Origin of the sequence: Ruegeria sp., assembly GCF_965221235.1 — a bacterium.
In the GTDB taxonomy this organism is placed as follows: domain Bacteria; phylum Pseudomonadota; class Alphaproteobacteria; order Rhodobacterales; family Rhodobacteraceae; genus Ruegeria.
Genome location: NZ_CBDCRS010000003.1, coordinates 519,441 through 540,376, shown reverse-complemented (window position 1 = coordinate 540,376; position 20,936 = coordinate 519,441). Strand labels below are relative to the sequence as shown.

Here is a 20,936-nt window from a genome sequence, read left to right as displayed (position 1 = left end):
AAGCCTTGTCTTGCAATCCCGCACGCCATGCTGTTTCTGAGACGGCAAGGATGCTCAGAGGATCTTGCGGGAAAAGACAATGACAAAAAAGGCTTTGATTACCGGCATTACGGGGCAAGACGGTTCCTATCTGGCTGAATTCCTGCTGGAAAAAGGCTATGAGGTCCACGGGATCAAACGCCGTGCGTCCTCGTTCAACACGCAGCGGATTGACCACATCTATCAGGACCCGCACGAACCCAATCCCAGCCTGTACCTGCATTACGGCGACCTAAGCGACACCTCGAACCTGACCCGCATCATTCAGGAAGTGCAGCCGGACGAGGTTTACAATCTGGGCGCGCAATCTCATGTGGCCGTCAGTTTTGAGGCCCCCGAATACACCGCCGACGTGGACGCGCTTGGGACTCTGCGCCTGCTTGAGGCGATCCGCTTTTTGGGTTTGGAGAAAAAAACCCGGTTCTATCAGGCCTCGACTTCCGAGTTGTACGGTCTGGTGCAGGAAACCCCGCAGAGCGAAACCACGCCGTTCCACCCACGCTCACCCTATGCGGTGGCCAAGCTGTATTCCTATTGGATTACCGTGAATTACCGTGAGGCTTATGGTCTCTATGCCTGCAATGGCATCCTGTTCAATCATGAAAGCCCGCGCCGGGGCGAGACATTCGTGACGCGTAAAATCACCCGCGGTTTGTCGAACATGGCACAGGGGCTCGAAGAGTGCCTGTATATGGGCAATATTGATAGCTTGCGGGACTGGGGCCATGCCAAGGACTATGTGCGGATGCAGTGGCTGATGCTGCAACAGGACGCGCCCGAGGATTTCGTGATTGCAACAGGGGCGCAGCATTCGGTGCGGCAGTTCATCGAATGGTCTGCGGCCGAGTTGGGCATCACGCTGGAATTCTCAGGTACAGGCGTGGACGAAATCGCCACTGTCAAATCCATCGAGGGCGACAACGCGCCCGCGCTGAAACCCGGCGACGTGATCCTACGCATAGACCCGCAATATTTCCGCCCCGCCGAAGTTGAGACGTTGCTGGGCGACCCATCAAAAGCCAAGGACAAGCTGGGCTGGTCGCCCGAGCTGACCGCTCGGGATATGTGCGCGGAGATGGTAGCTGAGGATTTGAAAACCGCAAAACGCCACGCTCTGTTAAAGGCGCATGGCTATGAACTGCCCATGAGCCTCGAAAATGGCTGAGGAGAGCGCAATGCGCAAAATTTATGTTGCAGGCCATCGCGGTATGGTAGGCGCGGCCATTCTGCGGCAGTTGCAGGCGCGGCAATCCGCGGGTGAGGCGCTGATGCTGATCACCCGTACGCATTCTGAGATGGACCTGACCGATCAGGCGGCGGTGCGCGCCTTCATGCAATCTGAACGTCCCGATGTGGTCATTCTGGCTGCGGCAAAGGTTGGCGGCATTCACGCGAACGACACCTATCCGGCGGATTTCATTTATGAAAACCTGATGATTGAATGCAATGTGATTCATCAGGCTTTTGACGCCGGAGTTCAGCATTTACTGCAATTGGGCAGCTCATGCGTTTACCCGCGCGCAGTTCCCCAGCCTATGCGAGAGGAGGCTCTGCTAACGGGCGTTCTTGAACCCACCAACGAACCCTATGCGATTGCCAAGATCGCGGGAATCAAACTGTGCGAAAGCTATAACCGACAGCACGGGGTCGACTATCGCTCGGTCATGCCGACCAATCTTTATGGGCCGGGCGACAATTTCCATCCGGAAAACAGCCATGTTTTGCCCGCTCTGATCCGCCGTTTTCATGAGGCGCTGCGTGATGGGCTGGATGAGGTGGTGATCTGGGGAACCGGCAAACCGCGCCGCGAGTTCTTGCATGTTGATGATATGGCCGAGGCATCGCTCTTTGTGCTCGACCTGCCGCGCGATATTTACATGGCAAACACGCAACCGATGCAAAGCCATATCAATGTCGGCTGCGGCAAAGACATCTCGATTGCCGAGCTAGCGGCTTTGGTTGCAGAGACGGTCGGATATTCCGGTCGGATCACACAGGATGCCAGCAAGCCAGACGGTACGATGCGCAAGCTAATGGATGTGTCGCGGCTGACCGACATGGGATGGCGCGCGCAGATCGGTTTGGCGGATGGTATCAAGGAAACCTATGACTGGTTTCTGGCACAGACGAATACCGAGCTGCGCAGTAAATAACAGCCCGGGCCAAAACCCGGGCTGTGACACGGATCAGAACCAGCGCCCGATCGCCGTGACTGTCGGGGCCAGCGCTGTGGCATCGCTGGCGCTGGCCAGTACGCGAACCGTGACCTGAGTTTCCGTAGGTGCGTCAAATCCAGTGAACCGGGTGCTGCCACCACCGCTACCGCTGATTGCAACGTTTGATCCTGCGGCAAACGCGACCGGAAAATCCCAAACCGCCGGGTCGCTTGCAAACAAAGCGCCCTCGACCGCCGTGCAATCGGTCGCGGGCAGGGTAGCAGTGCAGATCTGCGTTCCGTCGGCAAAGCGCACATAGTCGCCCGTGGGTGTCGTGCCACGTTCGATCACCGCGCCGCTGGGCGTGCCGCTGTTTTCCGAGACGGTGCCAAGCAAATTGCCCGGCCCATAGCCGTAGTCCGCCCGCATCAAACGACCCGTGGTGGTGTCGTCAGCGCTGGACTGAATGGCAGCGCCGCTTGCGGTGCCTGTTGCGGGATCAAGGCTTAGCGCATCCGTCCAGCTGCCCCCATCAGGTGAGACCTTAATCGAAAAACCGGTCGACCCGGCCAGACCCATCTCGGCGTGACCAGTCCAGTTGGATTGAAACAACAGAGACGCGGTGTCGCCCGTGCTCGCCTTGTTGATCTTTAGCTGATGCCCCGCGCCCTCATGGCTGAGCAAGGTGGCAGGCGACCGTACGGACAGCCGGTTGGTGGCGTCAGAGCCGGTAGCAATGCCCACCCCGTTCAGGTTTTGCGTCGCTACCGGAGGGTCGATCCACGTGCCGCCATCCCACAGCTTCATCTGGTTCGAGCTTTCATCCCATGCGCGCCAGCCAGTATCGGGCGCAACGAAATGCCAGGCATTGTCCAGCCATGCCGCCAGCATACCGCCCTGACCAGCCCAATCGCCGGTCGGGTTGGCACCCAAGGCGTGGATTTCACCTTGATCGGGTACGGCGGGCGGCGTTGTGGCGTTGATCGAGGCAACCGAGAGCTGAACGATGAGGTCCAGCTGACGCAATGCCTCATTATGGGTGACGTGTTTCTGGGCCTGCGACGGTTGCAAATAAGGCAGGTTCAGACGGGCAGAGTTCTGTGACACGGGCATCCTCCTGTGGCTGTCGGTCCGACAAGTGCATTTCGCGCCACATTGCCGTGCCACAGATGAAGACCGTCTGAGCGGGCCGAACGCCCGCTTTGCAATCTGTTAACCCATAGGAATTTACCCGCACGGCTGGACCGTGCAGGCGGGACATGCGTCAGAAATCAAAGTGTTTACTGTGCAGCCTGACTGGTTGCCACGATATCGTTCAGGTACTGGCTCAGATCGTCACGCAGATCATCGCGGGCCAGTGCAAAGGCCACCGTTGCCTGCAAAAACCCTGCTTTTGATCCGCAATCAAAGCGTTGACCGTCGAACTTGTACCCAAAGACAGGCACGCCGTTTGTGATGTCTTCGGCAATGGCATCAGTCAGCTGAATTTCACCGCCGCTGCCCTTCTTCTTTTGGTTCAGGTTGTACAGCACCGATGGCCCCAGAATATAGCGTCCGATGACGGCCAGATTCGACGGGGCCTCGGTGGGTTTTGGTTTTTCGACCATGCCCCGGGCGCGCACGACCGGGCCGATATTTTCGCCCACATCCAGAACGCCATACGAACTGGTCTTGTCCTCAGGTACTTCCATCGTCGCAACCATGTTGCCGCCGGTTTCCTCATAAGCCTCGACCATCTGCTGAAGGCAGGGCTTGTCCGAGGCAATGACGTCATCGGGCAGCATCACCGCAAAAGGTTCGTCCCCGATCAGTCGGCGCGCGCACCAGACCGCGTGGCCCAGACCCAGCGCTTTGTGCTGGCGGATATAGGCAATGGCGCCGCTTTCCATATTGGTCGCGTTCAGCGTTTCCAGCAGCTCGTCTTTGCCTTTGGCCTTCAGTTCCTGTTCCAGAACCAGATTGTGGTCAAAGTAATCTTCCAGTGCGGATTTCCCGCGCGAAGTTACAAAGATAAACTCGGTAATGCCGGCCGCACGCGCCTCGTCGATGGCGTATTGCACCAACGGACGATCCACCAATGTCATGATCTCTTTCGGGACCGATTTCGTTGCGGGCAGAAACCGTGTGCCCATTCCCGCAACTGGGAAGATCGCCTTTGTGACCTTGCGTGCCATTTGACCTCTCGATTTGTCAAATAAATGACTGATATTGCGCTTGTTCAAATGTCTCATAGGCTCTGAGGCCCAAACAATCAACGTCAACAAACGATCAGCAAATATGGTGCCACCGGTGATGGGGGATGTCAAAACCCACAGGCCCCGCGCAGCGGGACATTGCCGTTTTGCGTTCTGAATTCGGCGACAATCCGGCATCTGAGCTGGGATTGGTCATCGGAGCGGACGCCCATCGGACTCAGTTAGAGCCGCGCTGAAATGGTCCCCGAAGCGAGGCATTTCGCTTCGGGGGGTTGCGTCAGGACCCGGCCATGATGGCCTCAAGCGGGTCGTGTTCTGCTACGAAATGATCGGGCTTAACCTCGCTCAGACGCGGGACATAGTCGGTTTCGCCTGCCGATAGCCGACTAGGCAGGAATCGCAGCGCGGCCTTCGGATCCATGGGCGAGGGCAGTTCACCGGGCAGTTTCAGCCTTTGTCGGCTGCGTTCTACGTCGGGATCCGGGATCGGTACTGCCGAGATCAGGGATTTGGTGTAGGGATGGATCGGGTTCGAGCAGATCACTTCTCCGTCACCCAGTTCAACGATCCGGCCCAGATACAGCACCATGATCCGGTTCGACACTGCCCGCACCACGGACAGGTCGTGGCTGATGAAGATCATCGACAGGCCGAATTCCTGCTGCAACTCACGCAAAAGTTCCACGATCTGGGCCTGTATCGACACATCCAGCGCCGAGACCGCCTCATCACAGATGATCAGCTTGGGTTTGTTGATCATCGCCCGCGCAATCCCGACCCGCTGATTCTGCCCACCGGACAGCTCATGCGGATAGCGGTTGATCATGTTGGCGTTCAGACCGACCCGCTCCATCATTTCGGACACCATCGCCTTGCGTTCACGATCCGTCAGGTCGGGGCGGTAGGTTTTCAGTGGCTCAGCGATCGAGGCGGCGATCGTCATCCGCGGATCAAGGCTGGCCAGTGGGTCCTGGAATACGATCTGCAAGTCTTTGCGGTATTTGTTCAGCTCTGCTCGTTTCAACCCGACAATCGGATGCCCCAACCAGCTGACATTGCCGGCACTGGGTTCGATCAGTTGCAAAACCGCGCGGGCCAACGTGGATTTGCCACAGCCCGACTCGCCTACGACGCCCAGCGTTTCACCCTTGCGGATATCAAAGCTCACGCCGTCGACAGCCTTCAGCGGTACCTTGCGACCGAACAATCCACCCGACACGTGGATCGGGAAATGCACCTTGACGTCATCGACCTTGAGCAGCGGCTCATCAATCTTACCCAGCGCTTTGGGCGCGTCCCCGGCGTCGATGCGGGGCATCGCCTCCAATAGGGTGCGGGTATAGTCATGCTGTGGAGCGCGGAAGATTTCGCGCGTGTCTCCGGCCTCAACAAACTGCCCCAATCGCATGACCTGAATGCGGTCACACATCCGTGCGACGACGCCCATGTCGTGGGTGATCAGAGCGATTGCAGTGCCTTCGTCCTTTTGCAGACGCACCATCAGGTCCAGAATGTCGGCCTGAACCGTTACGTCCAGCGCAGTGGTTGGTTCGTCCGCGATCAGCAGCTTGGGATTGCACAGCATCGACATGGCGATCATCACCCTCTGACGCATTCCGCCTGAAAGCTCGTGCGGGTATTGATCCAAACGCCGCGCGGCTTCGGGAATGCGCACACGGTTGAGCCATTCCAGACAGCGTGCCCGGGCCGCCGAGCCTTGCAGCCCTTCGTGAACCTGCAACACTTCGCGCATTTGCTGACCGATCCGCAGATGCGGGGTCAGGGCGGTCAGAGGATCCTGAAAGATCATTCCGACATCGTCGCCGCGGATCTTGTTCAGCTTGTTGATGGGCAGATTCAGGATTTCCTTGCCGTTCAGCATCGCCGATCCCAGCGCCCTGCCGGCAGGCGGCAACAGCCCCATCGCGGCCATGAAAGTCTGGCTTTTGCCCGACCCGCTTTCACCCACGATGCCAAGGCATTCGCCCGGGTTGATGTCGAAACTGATGCCTTTGACGGCCTCGACCACGCCATCGGGTGTGTCGAACTGGACGCTCAGGTCTTTTATCGAAAACAGGCTCATATCAACGATCCTTTGGGTCCAGAGCGTCACGCAGACCATCGCCAATGAAGAACATCGAGATGATGATGGCGACATAGAATGTCAGGGGGTACATCAGCTGCCACAACGTGCCATAGGCCATGGTTCCCGCCCCTTCGGCGATCAGACGACCAAGTGAGGTGTAGGGTTCGGAGATGCCCAGCCCCAAGAATGAGATGAAGCTTTCGGTCAGGATCATCTCGGGCACCAGCAGCGAGGCATAGACGATCACCACGCCCAACAGGTTGGGCAGGATGTGGCGATACATGATGGTGAACTCGCTTACACCAGCGGCACGCGCGGCCTCAATGAATTCGCGGTTCTTCAGGGTCAGGGTTTGCCCCCGCACGATCCGCGCCATGGTCAGCCAACCGACCGCGCCAAGGGCGATGAACAGCATCATGAACGAACGCCCTGCCACCACCAGCAACAGGATGATGATCAGGGTCGCAGGGATCGCCAGCAGGATGTCGACAAAACGCATCATCACGCTGTCGGTCCGTCCACCGATATAACCCGCTGCAATGCCATAGCAGGTACCAACGATCAACGCCGTCGCGGCCCCGATCAGGCCCACCAACAGCGATGTGGTGGTCGCCTGAATGATACGGCTGTAGAGGTCGCGCCCCAGATCATCGACACCGAAGTAATGCCCGGTCTCGATGGATGGCATCCCCATCCCGCGCACGTCACCCATGACATTCCAGTCGATTTCCTCGTTGTCCCAGACCGCAAAATACGGCCCGATGATCGTAAACAGAACGATCATCGTCAGAATAAACACGCTGGCCATTGCGGCTTTGTTGCGGACAAACCGCATCCGCGCATCCTGCCAGAGCGAGCGCCCCTGAATGACCGTGTAGTCGGTGACATCTTCGGCCAGTTGGGCGGCTTTTTGTGATTTTCCTAGCATTGCCAGCCCCTCAATAGCGGATTTTCGGATCGAACCAGGCATAGGCCAGGTCGGTCAGCAGGTTCACCAGAACGGTCAGAACGCCATACAGGATGGTGACCCCCAGCAGCACCGCGTAGTCTCGGGACAGGGCCGAGCCGACATAGGCTTGCCCCAATCCTCCGGTCGAGAAATAGATGTCGACAAACACGGACCCGGTCAGCACGTAGACAAAGACAGGCCCCAAATAGGACACCACAGGCAGCAATGTAGGCTTCAGCGCATGACGCCAGATCACGGTTCTGGTTGGCAGACCCTTGGCGCGGGCGGTGCGGATGAAGTTCGAGTTCAGAACTTCCAGCATCGACGACCGGGTAATTCGAGCAATCGACCCCATATACGAAGTCGCCAGCGCGATGACCGGCATGATCAGATAGGGCCATTGGCCTCCGTTCCAGCCGCCACCGGGCAGCCAACCCAGCCACAGGGTAAAGGTCAGGATCAGGATCGGGCCCATGATGAAGTTCGGCAGCGCCTGCGCAGCGATCCCCAGCCCCACGGCGAAATAGTCGATCCAGCTGTTGTGCTTGATTGCGGCGGCAATCCCCAGACCAACGCCAACAGACGTCGCAACCAGAAAGGACAGCGAGCCATAGGTCAGCGAAATCGGGAAGCCCTGTGCGATGATGTCATTCACGTCCCGGTCTTTGAACTTGAAGGACGGGCCAAAGTCGAAATGCACAACGATGTTGTAGAGGTAGTCCCACAGCTGCTTCCACAGCGGTTGGTCCAACCCATAGCGTGCCTCGATATTGGCCAGAACTGCGGGCGGCAGGGGCCGCTCTGACGTGAAAGGCCCGCCGGGCGCGAAGTGCATCAGAAAGAAACAGGCGACGATCAGTAACAGGATCGTCGGAATGGCGACCAGCAGTCGCCGCAAACTATAGGCAAGCATTTCATGCCCCCACGATTATTGGCCCTGCCCCGGGCGTTCCCGGGGCAGGGCGAGGTTCAAAGACGGTTATTCGGCGACCTTGTAGAGGTTTTTCGAGTACCAGTTCTGCTCGACGTTATTGATCGGCCAGTTCCCGACATCGGTGTCCATCATGTAGACGCCCGCATAGTGATAGATCGGGATCACAGGGGTTTCCTGTGCGATGATCCGCTCAACCTCGGTATACAGAGGTGCCGGATCATCAGCAGTTTTGGCCTGCGCCAGCAGCTCGTCAACGCGGGCGTTGGCGTATTTGCCGTCGTTGTAGCCCGACTGCGATTGCAGCAGGTCGAGGAAGGTGGAGGCTTCGTTATAGTCGCCACACCACGCGCCACGCGCCAGATCAAAATTCTGGTTGCCGCGCTCTTCCAGGAACACTTTCCATTCCATGTTGGCCAGATTGGCGTTGACACCCAGCTTCTGTTTCCACATCTGGCTCAGCGCCACGGCGACTTTTTTGTGGGCATCCGACGTGTTGTAAACCATCTCGAAGCTGAGTGGATTGTCGGGACCGTATCCGGCCTCGGCCAAAAGCTCTTTGGCCAACTCGTCCCGTTCAGCCTGGCTCATCGAGGCCATTTCGACCTCAGGCACAGTAAAGTTCGCCGTAGCTTCGGGTGCGAATGTGTACGCTTGGGGCTGACCACCTGCCATCACTTTTTCAGTTATGATTTCACGGTCCACGGCCAACGACAAAGCCTGACGGACATTGGGGTCCTTGAACGCTTCGGGGCCGCTGTCAGACACATTGAAGGTGTAATAATAGTTGCACAGGCGGGGATAGCTAATGGCTTCGTCCGGGTGCTCTTTTTTCAGTCGCGGGAATTGACCGGCGGGAACATCGGTGCGGTCCAATTCACCGGCCAGATAGCGGGTCAGAGCAACGTTTTCGTCATTGATGACCATCGCCACGACTGTGTCGAGGATGGTGTTTTCATTGTCCCAATACATCTCGTTACGTTCGCGCGTGGACCGTTCCTGCGGCAGGTGCTCGGTCAGAACATAGGCCCCGTTCGAAACGATGTTTTCCGGTTTTGTCCAAGCGGTTCCGAACTCTTCAATAACTTTTTGTGGAGCAGGGAAGGTGGTGGTGTGCGTTGTCATCTGAGGGAAGTAGGGCAATGGAGTGCTTAGAGTGACTTCCAGAGTATGATCGTCAATGGCGGTCACGCCCAACTCATCAACCGGCTTCTCGCCAGCAATGATCGCCGAGGCATTTTCAATCGACATCAGTTCCATGAACCAGGCATAGGGCGAGGAAAGCTCAGGATCGACAGCGCGTTTCCATGCGTAGACAAAATCACCTGCAGTCACCGGATCGCCGTTCGACCACTTGGCATCGTCGCGCAGTGTGAAAGTGTAGACATCCTTGCCGTCATTCAGGGTGTAGCCCGTTGCAACGCCGGGTACGAGGTTACCGTCTTCGTCCTGGTTCATAAGGCCTTCGAACAGATCCCGGACGATATCAGAGCCGTCCACGTCCTCAACGATCTGAGGGTCAAACGATGTCGTCTCGTCCAATAGGCGGTAGATAAAGGTCTGGTCGTCGGCCAGCGCCTCGCCGGTTTTCGGGTGGGTGCCCGCAGCAAATGCGGCTCCTGCGATCATGGTCGAGGCCATCAGCCCCGCCAGAGACGTGCGAATGTATTTGTTCATGTTTTCTTACTCCCGTTTTTTGGTGCAAGGCACACGCATCCCATCAGGATGGTTGCCACCACCATGTTTGTCCGACCCAGAGAGACCGGGACTGGTTCAAATTTTGCTTTGTCAGATCGCAATGAACACCGCGTCGCAGTCTTTCGGTTTGCAGTCGGGAACGTGTTTGCGAAAGTCGCCTTTCACTGCCGCCGAAGGTGACACTATTTCAAAATGGGATAAAGCCTCTGCCTTAAAATTAGGCAACCTTAGGTGGATTGTGAATGAAACCCTTGTTCCGCTGGAAATATTATAATGAAACCGGCGGCCTTCCTGACATTTTTGTGAAGGGGGCGGCTTCGTCTTGACGTTAAGGAATGTCTGGAAACGCAGCTTTACCCAAGGGCCACCAGCGAATCGCTGCTACTTCAGAGCGGCTTTCATGTCGGCCCCGGGAAAGCAGGTGGGGGTCCGGCCCACCGCCTGTTGCCAGCGCCCGATCGAGCGGCGGGTTTTGAACCCGGGCAATCCGTCTGCGCCGCCAACATCATGGCCCTGACGCTCTAGCGCGCGTTGCATGGCGGCGATGTCTGATCTGTACAGGCTGTCGATCTTGCCCCAGCGCCCCCGAAAATCGCTGACGCCATATTGAATGCGGTCACCCACGTGACCAACGAACAGGGCATAAAGATCGCTTTTGTTATAGTCTTTGAGCACATAGAAATTCGGCGTGACGATAAAGGCGGGTCCGTAGCGGCCTGCGGGCATCATCAGAAACCCTTGCCCCGACAATTCGTGGCTCGGGAAGGGTTTCCCGGACACGCGCGTTATGCCCATGTCCACCCAGTCCTGCATGGCTCGGCCCTGATCGGGGCCTTCCAGCGCGCAGGATATGTGGGCCGGAACGTTGACTTCAAAACCCCAGTCGCGGCCCGGAACCCAGCCGTGCTGATTCAAAAAGTTGCCGATGGACGCGATTGTATCCTCGGGCGAGCCCCAGATATCAGAGCGCCCATCCCCGTTTCCATCCGATGCATAGGTTAGAAAATTCGAGGGCATGAATTGCGGCTGACCTAAGGCTCCGGCCCAGCTGCTTTTCAGAGCGCCGGGCGGTGCGTGCCCAGCCTCGGCGATCTGCAAGGCGGCTATCAGTTCTTGCGTGAAATAGTCGGCGCGGGTGCTCATGAACCCCTTGGTTCCCAGCACCTGAAAGGCGTCGTGGCGGATTGGGACTTGCCCATAGCCGCTTTCGCGCCCCCAGATGGCAAGGATGATACGTCCCGGAACGCCGGTCTGTGCCTCGACCCGAGCCAGCGTCGCCGCGTGGCGTTGTGCCATCCGGCGTCCGACCGATGTGGCCCCCTGAACCGAGCCTGCGTTGAAGTAACGCCCGGGAGAACCGAACTCAGCCTGTTTTTGCTGTTTCGGTGTCTGTACGACCGCACCCGGTGGCACCAGATCCGGCAATTTCCAGTTGAGTGTCACCCCGTCGAATGCCCGCCGCATGGTTGCGCGCGATACACCCTTGGCTTTCGCCTGCGGCCAGACGGTCTGCTGCAACCACTCCTGAAATTGCCGTTCGACTACGGCGCGGTTCTGGGCGAGCGCGCTTGTCGACAGGCACCAGAGGCTGAGGGTGAGGATAATCCATCGCATCCTCTGACTCTGTCACGATTGGGGGATGTTAAGTCAACCGCAGCATTGGCAGTGATTTGCACAGTCGTAATGTTCCGGTTGTTCAGGCACCGCGCGGAACAATCCCCGGTTTCGGAAAAAGCCTTGAGAAATTTTGTGACTCTGCCGATAGTTGGCGGAAAGCGGCGGCGTGAAAGGACGATCAGGCGTGGCGTTTTTCAAACCCTACCCGATGCCATTGGCCTTATCGGCGGCGGCTATCTTTGTCGTTGTGACGGCGCAAGTCGCGGGGGCAAGCGACAGTTTCATGGACCCTCAGGGGCCGATTGCCGAGATTCAAAAGGTACATCTGGTGCGGGCGACTGCCCTGATCATGATCGCAGTGATCCCGGTGCTGGTGCTGGTGCCGCTGATCGCGTGGCGATACCGGCGTCGGACGGGCAGTGCGGCTGAGTATCGGCCCAAGTGGGATTTCTCCCCCCGGCTGGAGTTCGCCATGTGGGGCGTACCGGTCGTGATCGTGGCACTGTTGTCCTTTTACCTGTGGAAAGCGACGCATCGGCTGGATCCCTATGCAGCTTCGTTCGGTGAGACGCCCGCGCTGAACGTTCAGGTGGTCGGGCTGGATTGGAAATGGCTGTTCATCTACCCCGATCTGGGCATTGCCACTGTCGGAGAGTTCGGCATTCCGGTCAAACAGCAGGTTGCGATAACTCTGACCACGGACACGGTGATGCAGTCGTTCATGATCCCCGCTTTGGCTGGTCAGATTTATGCGATGCCCGGGATGACCACGCAGTTGCATCTGGTGGCAGACAGGCCTGAGACGATGCAGGGCGAGAACACGCAATACAATGGTCGCGGCTTCACCAAGCAAAAGTTCCTGACCCAGGCAATGCAGCCCGAGGATTTCAGTGCCTGGGTCACGAGTGTCCGCGCCAATAGCATTCCCTTGACCGAGGACACCTACCGGACGCTGGCCATGCGCACGGATCGGGATGAGGTGCAGGCGGCATTGCGAACGGTGCAAATGCCTCTGAACGCGCTGTATTTCACGCTGGAAGATGGTGATCTGTTCCAATCCATCCTGCACCGTTATCACGGTGGGCAAGCGCTGCCGTTGGATCAACAACCGGGAACCGTCGAATACGGGCAGGAGGGCGGGCAATGACCGAAGCCGGATTCTTTGGCCGCCTCAGCTGGGACTCTTTCCCGATTGCCGGGCTGATCGAAAACCCCAACGCCAATGAGATTGTTGCCAATGCGGCGGCGGGCGTTGTGATCGTGGGTGTGATTGCGGTGGTCGGGCTGCTGACATGGTTCCGCCTTTGGGGTCCGCTGTGGCGTGACTGGCTGACCAGTGCTGACCACAAGAAAATCGGCATCATGTATATCGTCTTTGCCATCGTCATGCTGGCCCGCGGCGTGCTGGAGGGCGTGGTCATGCGCGCCCAACAGGCCGCCGGGCCGGGGGATGGCTTTCTTGAGGCGGAACATTTCGCCGAGCTGTTCAGCACCCATGGCACGATCATGGTGTTCTTTGTGGCTGTGCCGTTTGTGTTCGGGGTCGCGAACTATCTGATCCCCTTGATGATCGGCGCGCGGGATGTAGCGTTTCCCGTGATGAACCAGATCAGCCTTGGCCTGACCGTGTCGGCGGGCATGATGTTGATGGTGTCGCTGGTGGTCGGGCATTTCTCGACCGGCGGCTGGACGGCTTACCCGCCCTATACAGGTGCCGCGTTTAACCCCGGAGTCGGGCCGGATTACTGGATCTGGGCCATCGTCGTCTCGGGCATCGGTACCACACTGACGGGGATCAACTTTGCCGTTACGATTTACAAGCTGCGCGCGCCAGGAATGAAGTTCATGCGGCTGCCGATGTATTGCTGGACGATCATAAGCAGCTCGATCCTGATCATCTTTGCGATGCCGCCGCTTGGCGTTGCCGCGCTGATGTTGGCAGCGGATCGGTATCTGGATTTCCACTTCTTCACCAATGACCTGGGCGGCAACATGATGAACTATGCCAACCTGTTCTGGCTGTTCGGCCACCCCGAGGTCTACCTGCTGGTGCTGCCCGCCTATGGCATCTATTCCGAGGTTTTCGCGACCTTCTCGGCCAAGCGGCTATACGGCTACACCTCGCTGGTGATCGCAACGATGTGCATCGCAGTGCTGTCGTTCACTGTCTGGCTGCATCACTTCTTCACCATGGGCCAAAGCGCACTGATCAACGCGGTGTTTGGCATTGCGACCATGCTGATCGCTATCCCGACCGGGGTGAAGGTCTATGATTGGATGGCCACGCTGTTCCGAGGCCGCATCCGATTTTCGGTTCCGATGCTGTACGGTCTGTCCTTCCTGATGCTGTTTGTGATTGGGGGGCTGTCGGGTGTGGTTCTCGCCAACCCGACGGTTGATTATCAGGTGCACAATACCCTGTTCCTGGTGGCGCATTTCCACAACGTTCTGCTGCCCGGCGTGCTGTTTGGTCTGCTGGCGGGATACAATTATTGGTTCCCCAAAGCCTTTGGGTTCCGTTTGAATGAGATTTGGGGGCGCATAACCGTGCTGCTGTGGACAGTTGGGTTCATGCTGACCTTCCTGCCGCTTTACTTTGTGGGTCTGATGGGCATGCCGCGCCGGTCGTTCAGCTGGGAGGACCCCAGCTTCCACTCTTATATGATCGTTGCGGTGGTTGGTGCCTTGGTGATCCTTCTGGCGCTATTGTCGGTGGTCGTGCAACTGTGGGTCAGCATCCGCGATCGGGAAAAAACCCGTGTCCCGGTGGGCGATCCATGGGATGCCCGAACGCTGGAATGGTCGACCCCGGCACCGCCGCCGCCTTACAATTTTGCCGTAATTCCCAAGATAACAGATCGCGATAACTTTGCCGTCGCCAAGGAACGTGGTGACGCCTATCCGAGACCCGAGGAATACGAAGATATTGCGATGCCCAGAAACACCGGGATCGGGTTCGTCCTGTGCGTGCTCAGCGGGGTCTGGATGTTCGCTCTGGTCTGGTGGATCTGGTGGCTGGCCGCACTGATGACGGCGTTGATGTTGCTGTCGTTCATCCTTTGGACCTTCCGTCTGGACACCGAAGTGGTCATCCCTGCCGAGGAGGTCCGCAAACAGCACGAAGCCTGGTTGGATCTGGTGCATAGCGCCACGCCTGTGAACCGCGACCACGAAGCGGCTCCGGAAAACCGCGGCCTTGCCCGCCCTGATCTTGAGGCGGTGACATGAAACGCGCACCAACCCACAGCTATCCCGGCCTGAACCTCGGGCGGCGACACGCAAGCGCCGACAAGGCCAGCGAGGTCGTCACCTTCGGCTTCTGGGTCTTTCTGATGAGCGATCTGGTCTATTTCGGCCTGATGTTCGCGATCTACATCACCATGATCGACGCACAGGCAGGAGGGCCCGGTCCGCATGAGCTATTTGATCTGTACAGCATCTTCGCGCAGACCCTAATCCTGCTGACCAGCAGCCTGACCGTTGGATTGGCGATGCTTGCGCTGAAATACAACCTGCCACGGTGGCGGATCGTGTTCTGGTTCTGCGTCACGCTGGTTCTGGGGCTGTGTTTTCTGGTGCTGGAGATCCGCGATTTCATGGCTATGGCCGAAAAAGGCGGCATTCCCCAGCGCAGCGGCTTCCTGTCGGCTTTTTACGGCCTTGTCCCACTGCATGGACTGCACGTTGCGGCCGGGTGCGTGTGGCTGATCGTGCTGGGCATTCAGCTCAGGATGTTTGGCCTGACCGATCTGCTGATGTCACGCGTCGTGCGGCTGGCGCTGTTCTGGCACTTCCTCGACCTGATCTGGATCGGCATCATCACTATCGTGTATTTCGGAGGGCTGACCTATGGATAGACGCAGCGAAATGCACCGGCGCGAGCGTCGGCGCTATGTCATCGGCTATGGCGGCTCGCTTTTGTTGACCGCGGCTGTGTTCATGATTGCTTACAAATACGGCATCGAAACCAAAGGGGTTTACCTTTCCATCGCCCTGCTCGGTCTGGCGCAACTGGTCGTGCAGCTGGTCTATTTTCTGCATATCGACCGCCGCCGCAGCAGCCGCGAGGATTTGGACCTCATCCTGTTCTCGACACTGGTGCTGCTTATCATCATCCTTGGAACGGTCTGGATCATGGGCAATCTGGCGGTGCGGATGCACACCATTCCGATGTAACGCACCGCATATGGGACCTGACAAATGAAATCCACCAAACTCGTTGCCGCCGCAGCTATGTTGATCGCAATCGCAGCTGGCCTGTTTCTGTTCTGGCGCCATGAAGAGCGGTACCCCTCGACACAGGACGCCTATATCGGTGCGAATATCATCAACGTAGCGGCGCAGGTCACGGGGCAGGTGGCCGAGGTTCCAATCTTTGACAATCAGCAGATTAAGGCGGGTGATCTGCTGTTCACCATCGACGATACGCAATTCAAGGCGTCAGTCGATCAGGCGCAAGCCGATCTGGACAGCTCGCTGCAGCAGGCTCAATCCTATTCCAACCAGATCACGGCGGCTCAGGCGGCAGTTCAGTCTTCTCAGTCGGCCTTTAATACTGCCAAGAACAACTTTGAACGGACCAAAGCGCTATTTGCGGATGGCGATGTGGCGCAAGTCTCTTTGGATCAGGCCACAACAGAATTCGCTGAGGCCTCAGCCCGGTTGACGACCAGTCAATCAGAACTGCTGGCGCTGCAAAGTGGACTTGCCGCGAAGCAGGACGAAGTTCTGTCATCCCGTGCGCAGCTTGAAATCGCTCAGGCGGATTTGAACTGGACCAAGGTTTATGCGACGGCGGATGGCTGGGTCGCCAACCTGACCTTGCGCCCGGGATCGGCCGTCTCGGCCAACGCACCGCAATTTTCAATCGTTGAATCGTCTGATTGGTGGGTAGATGCGAATTTCAAGGAAACAGCGCTGCCGCGCATTCGAGCTGGGCAGCCCGTAACCATACAAGTCGATATGCTGCCCGGTACGACCCTGACGGGCCGCGTCGCCTCGATCGGGCGAGGGTCGGGGGACAGCTTCTCACTGTTGCCATCTGAGAATTCCAGCGGCAACTGGGTCAAGGTCACGCGCCGCTTTCCGGTGCGTATCGAACTTGACCCGACAGATGCCCCCTTGCGTGTTGGAGGCAGCAGTAAGGTCACTGTCGATACGACGCACGATCAGGCAGGCAAATGACAGGTTCGGCGGTCAGCCGCATCAATGCAGTGATCGTAATTGCCGTCGTGCTCAGCGCTATACTTGAGGTGCTGGACAGCACTATCGTCAACGTCGCACTGCCCCATATTCAGGCGGCGTTTGGGGCCACGACCGATCAGGCGACGTGGATTCTGACCAGCTATATCGTCTCGGCCGTGGTGGTGATGCCACTAACCGGATTTGTCGCCCGCAAGGTCGGGCGACGCAGGCTGATCCTGACGGCGATCATGGGCTTTACGTCAATGTCCGTCATGTGCGGCCTGTCCTGGAGCCTTGAGACCATCGTGTTTTTCCGTTTGGCGCAGGGCATGTTCGGCGCGTTCCTGATCCCGCTGTCCCAGTCCATCCTGTTCGATGCCTTTCCGCGCGAAAAGCGGGGGCAGGCGATGGCGGTCTTTGGGCTGGGTGTCGTGGTGGCCCCTGTGCTGGGGCCGACGGTCGGGGCGCTGTTGACCGAGTATTTCTCATGGCGAATGGTGTTTTTCGTCAACCTTCCTGTGGCTGCGATGGCCTTGCTGCTACTGGCCGGAGAGTTGCCGGACGATGAAACCGAAGATGTCCGTATCGACTGGGCTGGTCTGGCCCTTCTGGCCCTTGGCATAGGCTGTCTGCAATTCATTCTGGATCAGGGAGAGACCCGTGACTGGCTTTCGTCACGCGTTGTGCAGGTTGCAGCAATTGCATCGGTTCTGGGCGCGCTGGGGTTCGTCTTCCATGCGCTGACGGCAGAAAAACCGGTCGTAGACCTGCGCTTTTTTGCAGATCGCAACTTTGCCCTGTGCAATCTGGTGATTGCCGGCTTTGCGGTTTCTCTGTTTGGTGGCATCGCCATTCTGCCGACCTTTGTTCAGAACCTGCTGGACTATCCGGTGATTGCCTCGGGCCATCTTTTTATCCCGCGCGGTATCACGGCGGGTCTGTCGATGGTTGTGACCGGTGCCGTTCTGGTGTCTCGGTTCGATCCCCGCCTTTTGGCCGGGTTGGGCATGTCGCTGACCGCGCTGAGCAATTTTATGATGGGCGGGCTGAACATGAATGCCGGGTTTTGGGAGCTGGCCTGGCCGGGGGCTGTCAGCGGTTTGGGAATGGGGCTGGTGTTTGTGCCGATGTCGATTCTGGCGTTCGAGAGCATTTCTAAAACCCGACAGGACGAAGCTTCGGGCCTGTTCAACGTCACCCGTCAATTAGGATCGTCGATTGGGATTTCACTGGTGGGTACATGGGTCGTGCGCGGGTTACAGACAAATACAGCTGTGCTTGGCCAGAATGTGACGCCCTACAACCCGGCGGCGCAGGCTTATCTGCAGCCACTTGGCCTGACACCGGACAGTGCCGAGGGGGCGGCCATACTGGGTCAGGTGATCAGTCAACAGGCCGAGCTGATTTCCTATTTGACCGTGTTCAACAATCTTGGATTGCTGGCTTTGGCGACGATCCCGCTGCTATTCTTCTGCAAGGCACCAAAGCCCGGAACGCAGGCCGCCGTCCCTGCGCATTAGCGCATCGCGATCAGTCCCAGCCACAAAGCCAGCCAGCAGAGCGCAAGGCTCAGCAGGATATTCCACGCTGCCAGCGCCAGCGTGCGGTCACGTTTCAGTTCCAGAGATTGATAAGCAAAGCTTGAGAACGTGGTGAAGCCTCCGCAAAAGCCGAAGACCAGCCGTTTTTCTTCCTCACCCATATCGACCGGACCGCCCAGAAATCCGATCGACAGACCCAGCAGCAGACTGCCCAGCACATTCACGAGCAGGGTCGAAAGCGGCAGGTCATGGGTGATCCGCAACGCCAACCAATGGCGCAGCACGGCCCCCAATCCGCCGCCCAGTCCGAACATGGCGTGAAGATAAAGCTCGCTCATTCCGGCGACCTCCATATCCGTCGCCCGATGGCCTCGCCAAAAACCGCCGCAGCCAGCCCGACCGCAATTTCCAATGCTGCAGCCGAGATGGCGCTGGCCGGGCTGGACAAGGCCAAACGCTCAAGCTCGGCCACAAACGAGGAAAAGGTCGATAGGCCGCCACAAAACCCAACCGCACCCAGATGCAGGACATGGGCATGAACCCGGTGCCGGATAGCGTAAAGCCAACCCAGAATGAAACAGGCCACAATGTTAATGCCAAAAGTCCCCGTCAGGATCGGAACTCCGGGGATCTGCGCCGAGAACGCCTCGCGCAGCAGTGACCCCGCAGCGCCGCCAACAAAAACGGCAACAAACATGAAAGCCGTGGTGCGCGCGGTCGTTCGGGTCTGGTTCACTGCGGGGCTCCTGCCCAATTTCATCTTTGTTTTGGCATACATATTGCCGTTTTCCGGATCAACCACCGCCATGCCGGTCTGTCGGTTCACAACTAAACCCTTTCTGGTGAGCAAGGGCATAAACACTTGCAACCAAACGGCGAATTGATCCACGGTTGCCTGAGCACCGGAATGGCAACACATTGGGAGAGCGCCAGATGATTGTACGCAGACTCTATTATTTCCTCAGTTACGTGTGCCTGCCGCTGACCATTCTGGTTGGGATATTCTGGCCGCCGGCGCTTTGGCTGCTCGTGATCCTGATCCCGTATGCGGTGGTTGGCCTGTACGATATGCTGACAACCAAGCATAACGTGCTGAATAACTATCCGGTGCTGGGCCATTTCCGCTATATGCTGGAATTCGTCAGCCCCGAAATCCGTCAGTATTTTGTAGAAACAAATGAAAGCGGTCGCCCCTATAACCGGATCATCCGCAGTTTGGTCTATTCCCGAGCCAAAGGGCAGATGGATACGCAGGCCTTTGGCACACAATACGATATCACCACCATCGGCTATCACCGGGCCAACCATTCGCTCGCGCCCAAAGAAGTGGCCGAAAGCGAAGAGCGTGTAATGCTGGGTGGGCCGCAATGCAGCAAACCCTATAACGCATCACGCCTGAATGTCTCGGCCATGAGTTTCGGCGCGCTCAGCGCCAATGCGATCCGGGCGTTGAACGGCGGTGCCAAGGACGGCGGCTTTGCGCATAACACGGGTGAGGGCGGTCTGTCGCCGCATCACCTGGCCGAGGGCGGGGACATCATCTGGCAGATCGGAACAGGGTATTTCGGCTGTCGCACGCCCGAGGGTGGGTTCGACAAGGATCTGTTTGCTGAAAAGGCGAAAAAGGACGTGGTCAAGGCGATCGAGATCAAGTTGTCTCAGGGCGCGAAGCCGTCGCATGGCGGGGTTTTGCCTGCTGCCAAAGTCGATAAGGAAATCGCCGAAATCCGTGGCGTGCCCGAGCATCAGGACGTCATTTCACCACCTATTCATTCTGCTTTTGATGGCCCGACCGGATTGCTGCATTTCGTTCAGCACCTGCGTGAGATGTCCGATGGCAAACCTATCGGGTTCAAGCTCTGCATTGGCCGCCCGACCGAGTTCATGGCAATCTGCAAGGCTATGTTGGACACCGGCATTCTGCCTGATTTCATCACCGTAGATGGTGCCGAAGGGGGAACTGGCGCGGCCCCGGTGGAATTCACCAACCGTCTGGGGATGCCACTGAATGAGGCGCTGATCTTCGTCAACAACACTCTGCGCGGTGCCGGTTTGCGCGACGATATCCGTGTGATCTGTTCCGGTAAAGTTGCCACCGGGTATGACATGGTCGAGAAATTCGCGCTTGGGGCGGACATGTGCAACGCGGCGCGGGCAATGATGTTTGCTGTGGGGTGCATTCAAGCGTTGCATTGCAACACCAACCGATGCCCCTCGGGCGTGGCGACGCAAGACCCGATCCGGGGGCGTGCTGTGAACGTGCCGCAGAAACGCAAACGCGTTCACCGCTTTCACGACGCCACACTGGAAAGCTTCCGCGAGCTTTTGGGCGCGATGGGCAAAGCGAAGGTGTCTGACCTGAACCCCGGCGACATCCGCCGCCGGAATTCGGATGAAAAGGAATGGTCCTATGCCGATCTGTACCCACTTGTCGACAAGGGGGCTTTCCTGAACGACGCAATCCCGGATGAATATGCCGCGGACTGGAAAAGCGCCTCAGCCGAACATTTTTGAATAATTTTCGGACTGCCGCCAAGGAT

Annotated in this window: 19 protein-coding genes; 10 read left to right on the top strand and 9 right to left on the bottom strand. The window is 58.0% G+C overall.

The window, feature by feature from the left end:
- The first annotated feature begins 79 nt into the window (after window positions 1-79).
- Together gmd and fcl are read left to right on the top strand one after the other, a co-directional pair.
- A complete protein-coding gene (gmd, locus tag ACOQOY_RS02840; protein ID WP_420583973.1) occupies window positions 80-1,204 on the top strand; it encodes a GDP-mannose 4,6-dehydratase in 1,125 nt (374 codons plus the stop codon).
- A gap of 10 nt (window positions 1,205-1,214) precedes the next feature.
- Window positions 1,215-2,192: a GDP-L-fucose synthase gene (fcl, locus tag ACOQOY_RS02835; protein WP_420583972.1), complete on the top strand. Its 978-nt coding sequence runs from the start codon at window positions 1,215-1,217 to the stop codon at window positions 2,190-2,192.
- A gap of 33 nt (window positions 2,193-2,225) precedes the next feature.
- On the opposite strand, the gene ACOQOY_RS02830 is transcribed toward fcl, so the two are convergent.
- Both ACOQOY_RS02830 and galU read right to left on the bottom strand, forming a co-directional pair.
- On the bottom strand, window positions 2,226-3,308 hold the full coding sequence (locus ACOQOY_RS02830) for a DUF2793 domain-containing protein (RefSeq protein WP_420583971.1): 1,083 nt from the start codon (window positions 3,306-3,308) through the stop codon (window positions 2,226-2,228).
- Window positions 3,309-3,475: 167 nt separating this feature from the next.
- Window positions 3,476-4,369 carry a UTP--glucose-1-phosphate uridylyltransferase GalU gene (galU, locus tag ACOQOY_RS02825; RefSeq protein ID WP_420583970.1) on the bottom strand — a complete coding sequence of 298 codons (894 nt, stop codon included), beginning with the start codon at window positions 4,367-4,369 and terminating at the stop codon, window positions 3,476-3,478.
- Window positions 4,370-4,494: 125 nt separating this feature from the next.
- Here galU and ACOQOY_RS02820 point away from each other — a divergent pair, with 125 nt between their 5' ends.
- Entirely contained in the window at window positions 4,495-4,626 is a 132-nt protein-coding gene (locus ACOQOY_RS02820) for a hypothetical protein (RefSeq protein ID WP_420583969.1), read from the top strand.
- A gap of 41 nt (window positions 4,627-4,667) precedes the next feature.
- On the opposite strand, the gene ACOQOY_RS02815 is transcribed toward ACOQOY_RS02820, so the two are convergent.
- From ACOQOY_RS02815 to ACOQOY_RS02795, 5 genes are all read right to left on the bottom strand, one after another.
- Complete coding sequence (locus tag ACOQOY_RS02815) at window positions 4,668-6,473, bottom strand: dipeptide ABC transporter ATP-binding protein (protein WP_420583968.1); 1,806 nt, start codon at window positions 6,471-6,473, stop codon at window positions 4,668-4,670.
- A gap of 1 nt (window position 6,474) precedes the next feature.
- A complete protein-coding gene (locus tag ACOQOY_RS02810) occupies window positions 6,475-7,404 on the bottom strand; it encodes an ABC transporter permease subunit (RefSeq protein ID WP_420583967.1) in 930 nt (309 codons plus the stop codon).
- Window positions 7,405-7,414: 10 nt separating this feature from the next.
- Window positions 7,415-8,338: an oligopeptide ABC transporter permease OppB gene (oppB, locus tag ACOQOY_RS02805; protein ID WP_420583966.1), complete on the bottom strand. Its 924-nt coding sequence runs from the start codon at window positions 8,336-8,338 to the stop codon at window positions 7,415-7,417.
- A gap of 66 nt (window positions 8,339-8,404) precedes the next feature.
- A complete protein-coding gene (locus ACOQOY_RS02800) occupies window positions 8,405-10,033 on the bottom strand; it encodes a peptide ABC transporter substrate-binding protein (RefSeq protein WP_420583965.1) in 1,629 nt (542 codons plus the stop codon).
- A gap of 402 nt (window positions 10,034-10,435) precedes the next feature.
- Entirely contained in the window at window positions 10,436-11,668 is a 1,233-nt protein-coding gene (locus tag ACOQOY_RS02795; RefSeq protein WP_420583964.1) for a lytic murein transglycosylase, read from the bottom strand.
- A 169-nt stretch (window positions 11,669-11,837) separates the two neighbouring features.
- Between ACOQOY_RS02795 and ACOQOY_RS02790 the strand changes: the two genes are divergently transcribed.
- The 6 genes from ACOQOY_RS02790 to ACOQOY_RS02765 are packed head-to-tail and all read left to right on the top strand — an operon-like array spanning window position 11,838 to window position 18,375.
- The gene (locus ACOQOY_RS02790) at window positions 11,838-12,818 is read left to right on the top strand and encodes a cytochrome ubiquinol oxidase subunit II (RefSeq protein WP_420583963.1); all 981 of its coding nucleotides are present in this window, start codon (window positions 11,838-11,840) and stop codon (window positions 12,816-12,818) included.
- Window positions 12,815-14,899 carry a cbb3-type cytochrome c oxidase subunit I gene (locus ACOQOY_RS02785; RefSeq protein ID WP_420583962.1) on the top strand — a complete coding sequence of 695 codons (2,085 nt, stop codon included), beginning with the start codon at window positions 12,815-12,817 and terminating at the stop codon, window positions 14,897-14,899. The genes ACOQOY_RS02790 and ACOQOY_RS02785 overlap by 4 nt, the downstream gene beginning before the upstream one ends.
- Window positions 14,896-15,528 (top strand): cytochrome c oxidase subunit 3, encoded by a 633-nt coding sequence (locus ACOQOY_RS02780; protein WP_420583961.1) that lies wholly within the window; start codon window positions 14,896-14,898, stop codon window positions 15,526-15,528. The genes ACOQOY_RS02785 and ACOQOY_RS02780 overlap by 4 nt, the downstream gene beginning before the upstream one ends.
- Window positions 15,521-15,847 carry a cytochrome o ubiquinol oxidase subunit IV gene (locus ACOQOY_RS02775; RefSeq protein ID WP_420583960.1) on the top strand — a complete coding sequence of 109 codons (327 nt, stop codon included), beginning with the start codon at window positions 15,521-15,523 and terminating at the stop codon, window positions 15,845-15,847. The genes ACOQOY_RS02780 and ACOQOY_RS02775 overlap by 8 nt, the downstream gene beginning before the upstream one ends.
- 24 nt (window positions 15,848-15,871) lie before the next feature.
- Window positions 15,872-16,855, top strand: a complete 984-nt coding sequence (locus ACOQOY_RS02770) for an HlyD family secretion protein (RefSeq protein ID WP_420583959.1) — start codon at window positions 15,872-15,874, stop codon at window positions 16,853-16,855.
- Entirely contained in the window at window positions 16,852-18,375 is a 1,524-nt protein-coding gene (locus tag ACOQOY_RS02765; protein WP_420583958.1) for a DHA2 family efflux MFS transporter permease subunit, read from the top strand. The genes ACOQOY_RS02770 and ACOQOY_RS02765 overlap by 4 nt, the downstream gene beginning before the upstream one ends.
- Here ACOQOY_RS02765 and ACOQOY_RS02760 read toward each other — a convergent pair.
- Both ACOQOY_RS02760 and ACOQOY_RS02755 read right to left on the bottom strand, forming a co-directional pair.
- Complete coding sequence (locus ACOQOY_RS02760; protein ID WP_420583957.1) at window positions 18,372-18,734, bottom strand: fluoride efflux transporter FluC; 363 nt, start codon at window positions 18,732-18,734, stop codon at window positions 18,372-18,374. The genes ACOQOY_RS02765 and ACOQOY_RS02760 overlap by 4 nt on opposite strands.
- Window positions 18,731-19,222, bottom strand: a complete 492-nt coding sequence (locus ACOQOY_RS02755; RefSeq protein WP_420583956.1) for a fluoride efflux transporter FluC — start codon at window positions 19,220-19,222, stop codon at window positions 18,731-18,733. The genes ACOQOY_RS02760 and ACOQOY_RS02755 overlap by 4 nt, the downstream gene beginning before the upstream one ends.
- A 107-nt stretch (window positions 19,223-19,329) precedes the next feature.
- Between ACOQOY_RS02755 and ACOQOY_RS02750 the strand changes: the two genes are divergently transcribed.
- Entirely contained in the window at window positions 19,330-20,910 is a 1,581-nt protein-coding gene (locus ACOQOY_RS02750; RefSeq protein WP_420583955.1) for an FMN-binding glutamate synthase family protein, read from the top strand.
- Window positions 20,911-20,936: the final 26 nt, after the last annotated feature.

Bases quoted from the DNA above. Each gene is read 5' to 3' on its own strand.
- gmd (WP_420583973.1), top strand. From the start codon at position 80: ATGACAAAAAAGGCTTTGATTACCGGCATTACGGGGCAAGACGGTTCC.
- fcl (WP_420583972.1), top strand. From the start codon at position 1,215: ATGCGCAAAATTTATGTTGCAGGCCATCGCGGTATGGTAGGCGCGGCC.
- ACOQOY_RS02830 (WP_420583971.1), bottom strand. From the start codon at position 3,308: ATGCCCGTGTCACAGAACTCTGCCCGTCTGAACCTGCCTTATTTGCAA.
- galU (WP_420583970.1), bottom strand. From the start codon at position 4,369: ATGGCACGCAAGGTCACAAAGGCGATCTTCCCAGTTGCGGGAATGGGC.
- ACOQOY_RS02820 (WP_420583969.1), top strand. From the start codon at position 4,495: ATGTCAAAACCCACAGGCCCCGCGCAGCGGGACATTGCCGTTTTGCGT.
- ACOQOY_RS02815 (WP_420583968.1), bottom strand. From the start codon at position 6,473: ATGAGCCTGTTTTCGATAAAAGACCTGAGCGTCCAGTTCGACACACCC.
- ACOQOY_RS02810 (WP_420583967.1), bottom strand. From the start codon at position 7,404: ATGCTAGGAAAATCACAAAAAGCCGCCCAACTGGCCGAAGATGTCACC.
- oppB (WP_420583966.1), bottom strand. From the start codon at position 8,338: ATGCTTGCCTATAGTTTGCGGCGACTGCTGGTCGCCATTCCGACGATC.
- ACOQOY_RS02800 (WP_420583965.1), bottom strand. From the start codon at position 10,033: ATGAACAAATACATTCGCACGTCTCTGGCGGGGCTGATGGCCTCGACC.
- ACOQOY_RS02795 (WP_420583964.1), bottom strand. From the start codon at position 11,668: ATGCGATGGATTATCCTCACCCTCAGCCTCTGGTGCCTGTCGACAAGC.
- ACOQOY_RS02785 (WP_420583962.1), top strand. From the start codon at position 12,815: ATGACCGAAGCCGGATTCTTTGGCCGCCTCAGCTGGGACTCTTTCCCG.
- ACOQOY_RS02780 (WP_420583961.1), top strand. From the start codon at position 14,896: ATGAAACGCGCACCAACCCACAGCTATCCCGGCCTGAACCTCGGGCGG.
- ACOQOY_RS02775 (WP_420583960.1), top strand. From the start codon at position 15,521: ATGGATAGACGCAGCGAAATGCACCGGCGCGAGCGTCGGCGCTATGTC.
- ACOQOY_RS02770 (WP_420583959.1), top strand. From the start codon at position 15,872: ATGAAATCCACCAAACTCGTTGCCGCCGCAGCTATGTTGATCGCAATC.
- ACOQOY_RS02765 (WP_420583958.1), top strand. From the start codon at position 16,852: ATGACAGGTTCGGCGGTCAGCCGCATCAATGCAGTGATCGTAATTGCC.
- ACOQOY_RS02760 (WP_420583957.1), bottom strand. From the start codon at position 18,734: ATGAGCGAGCTTTATCTTCACGCCATGTTCGGACTGGGCGGCGGATTG.
- ACOQOY_RS02750 (WP_420583955.1), top strand. From the start codon at position 19,330: ATGATTGTACGCAGACTCTATTATTTCCTCAGTTACGTGTGCCTGCCG.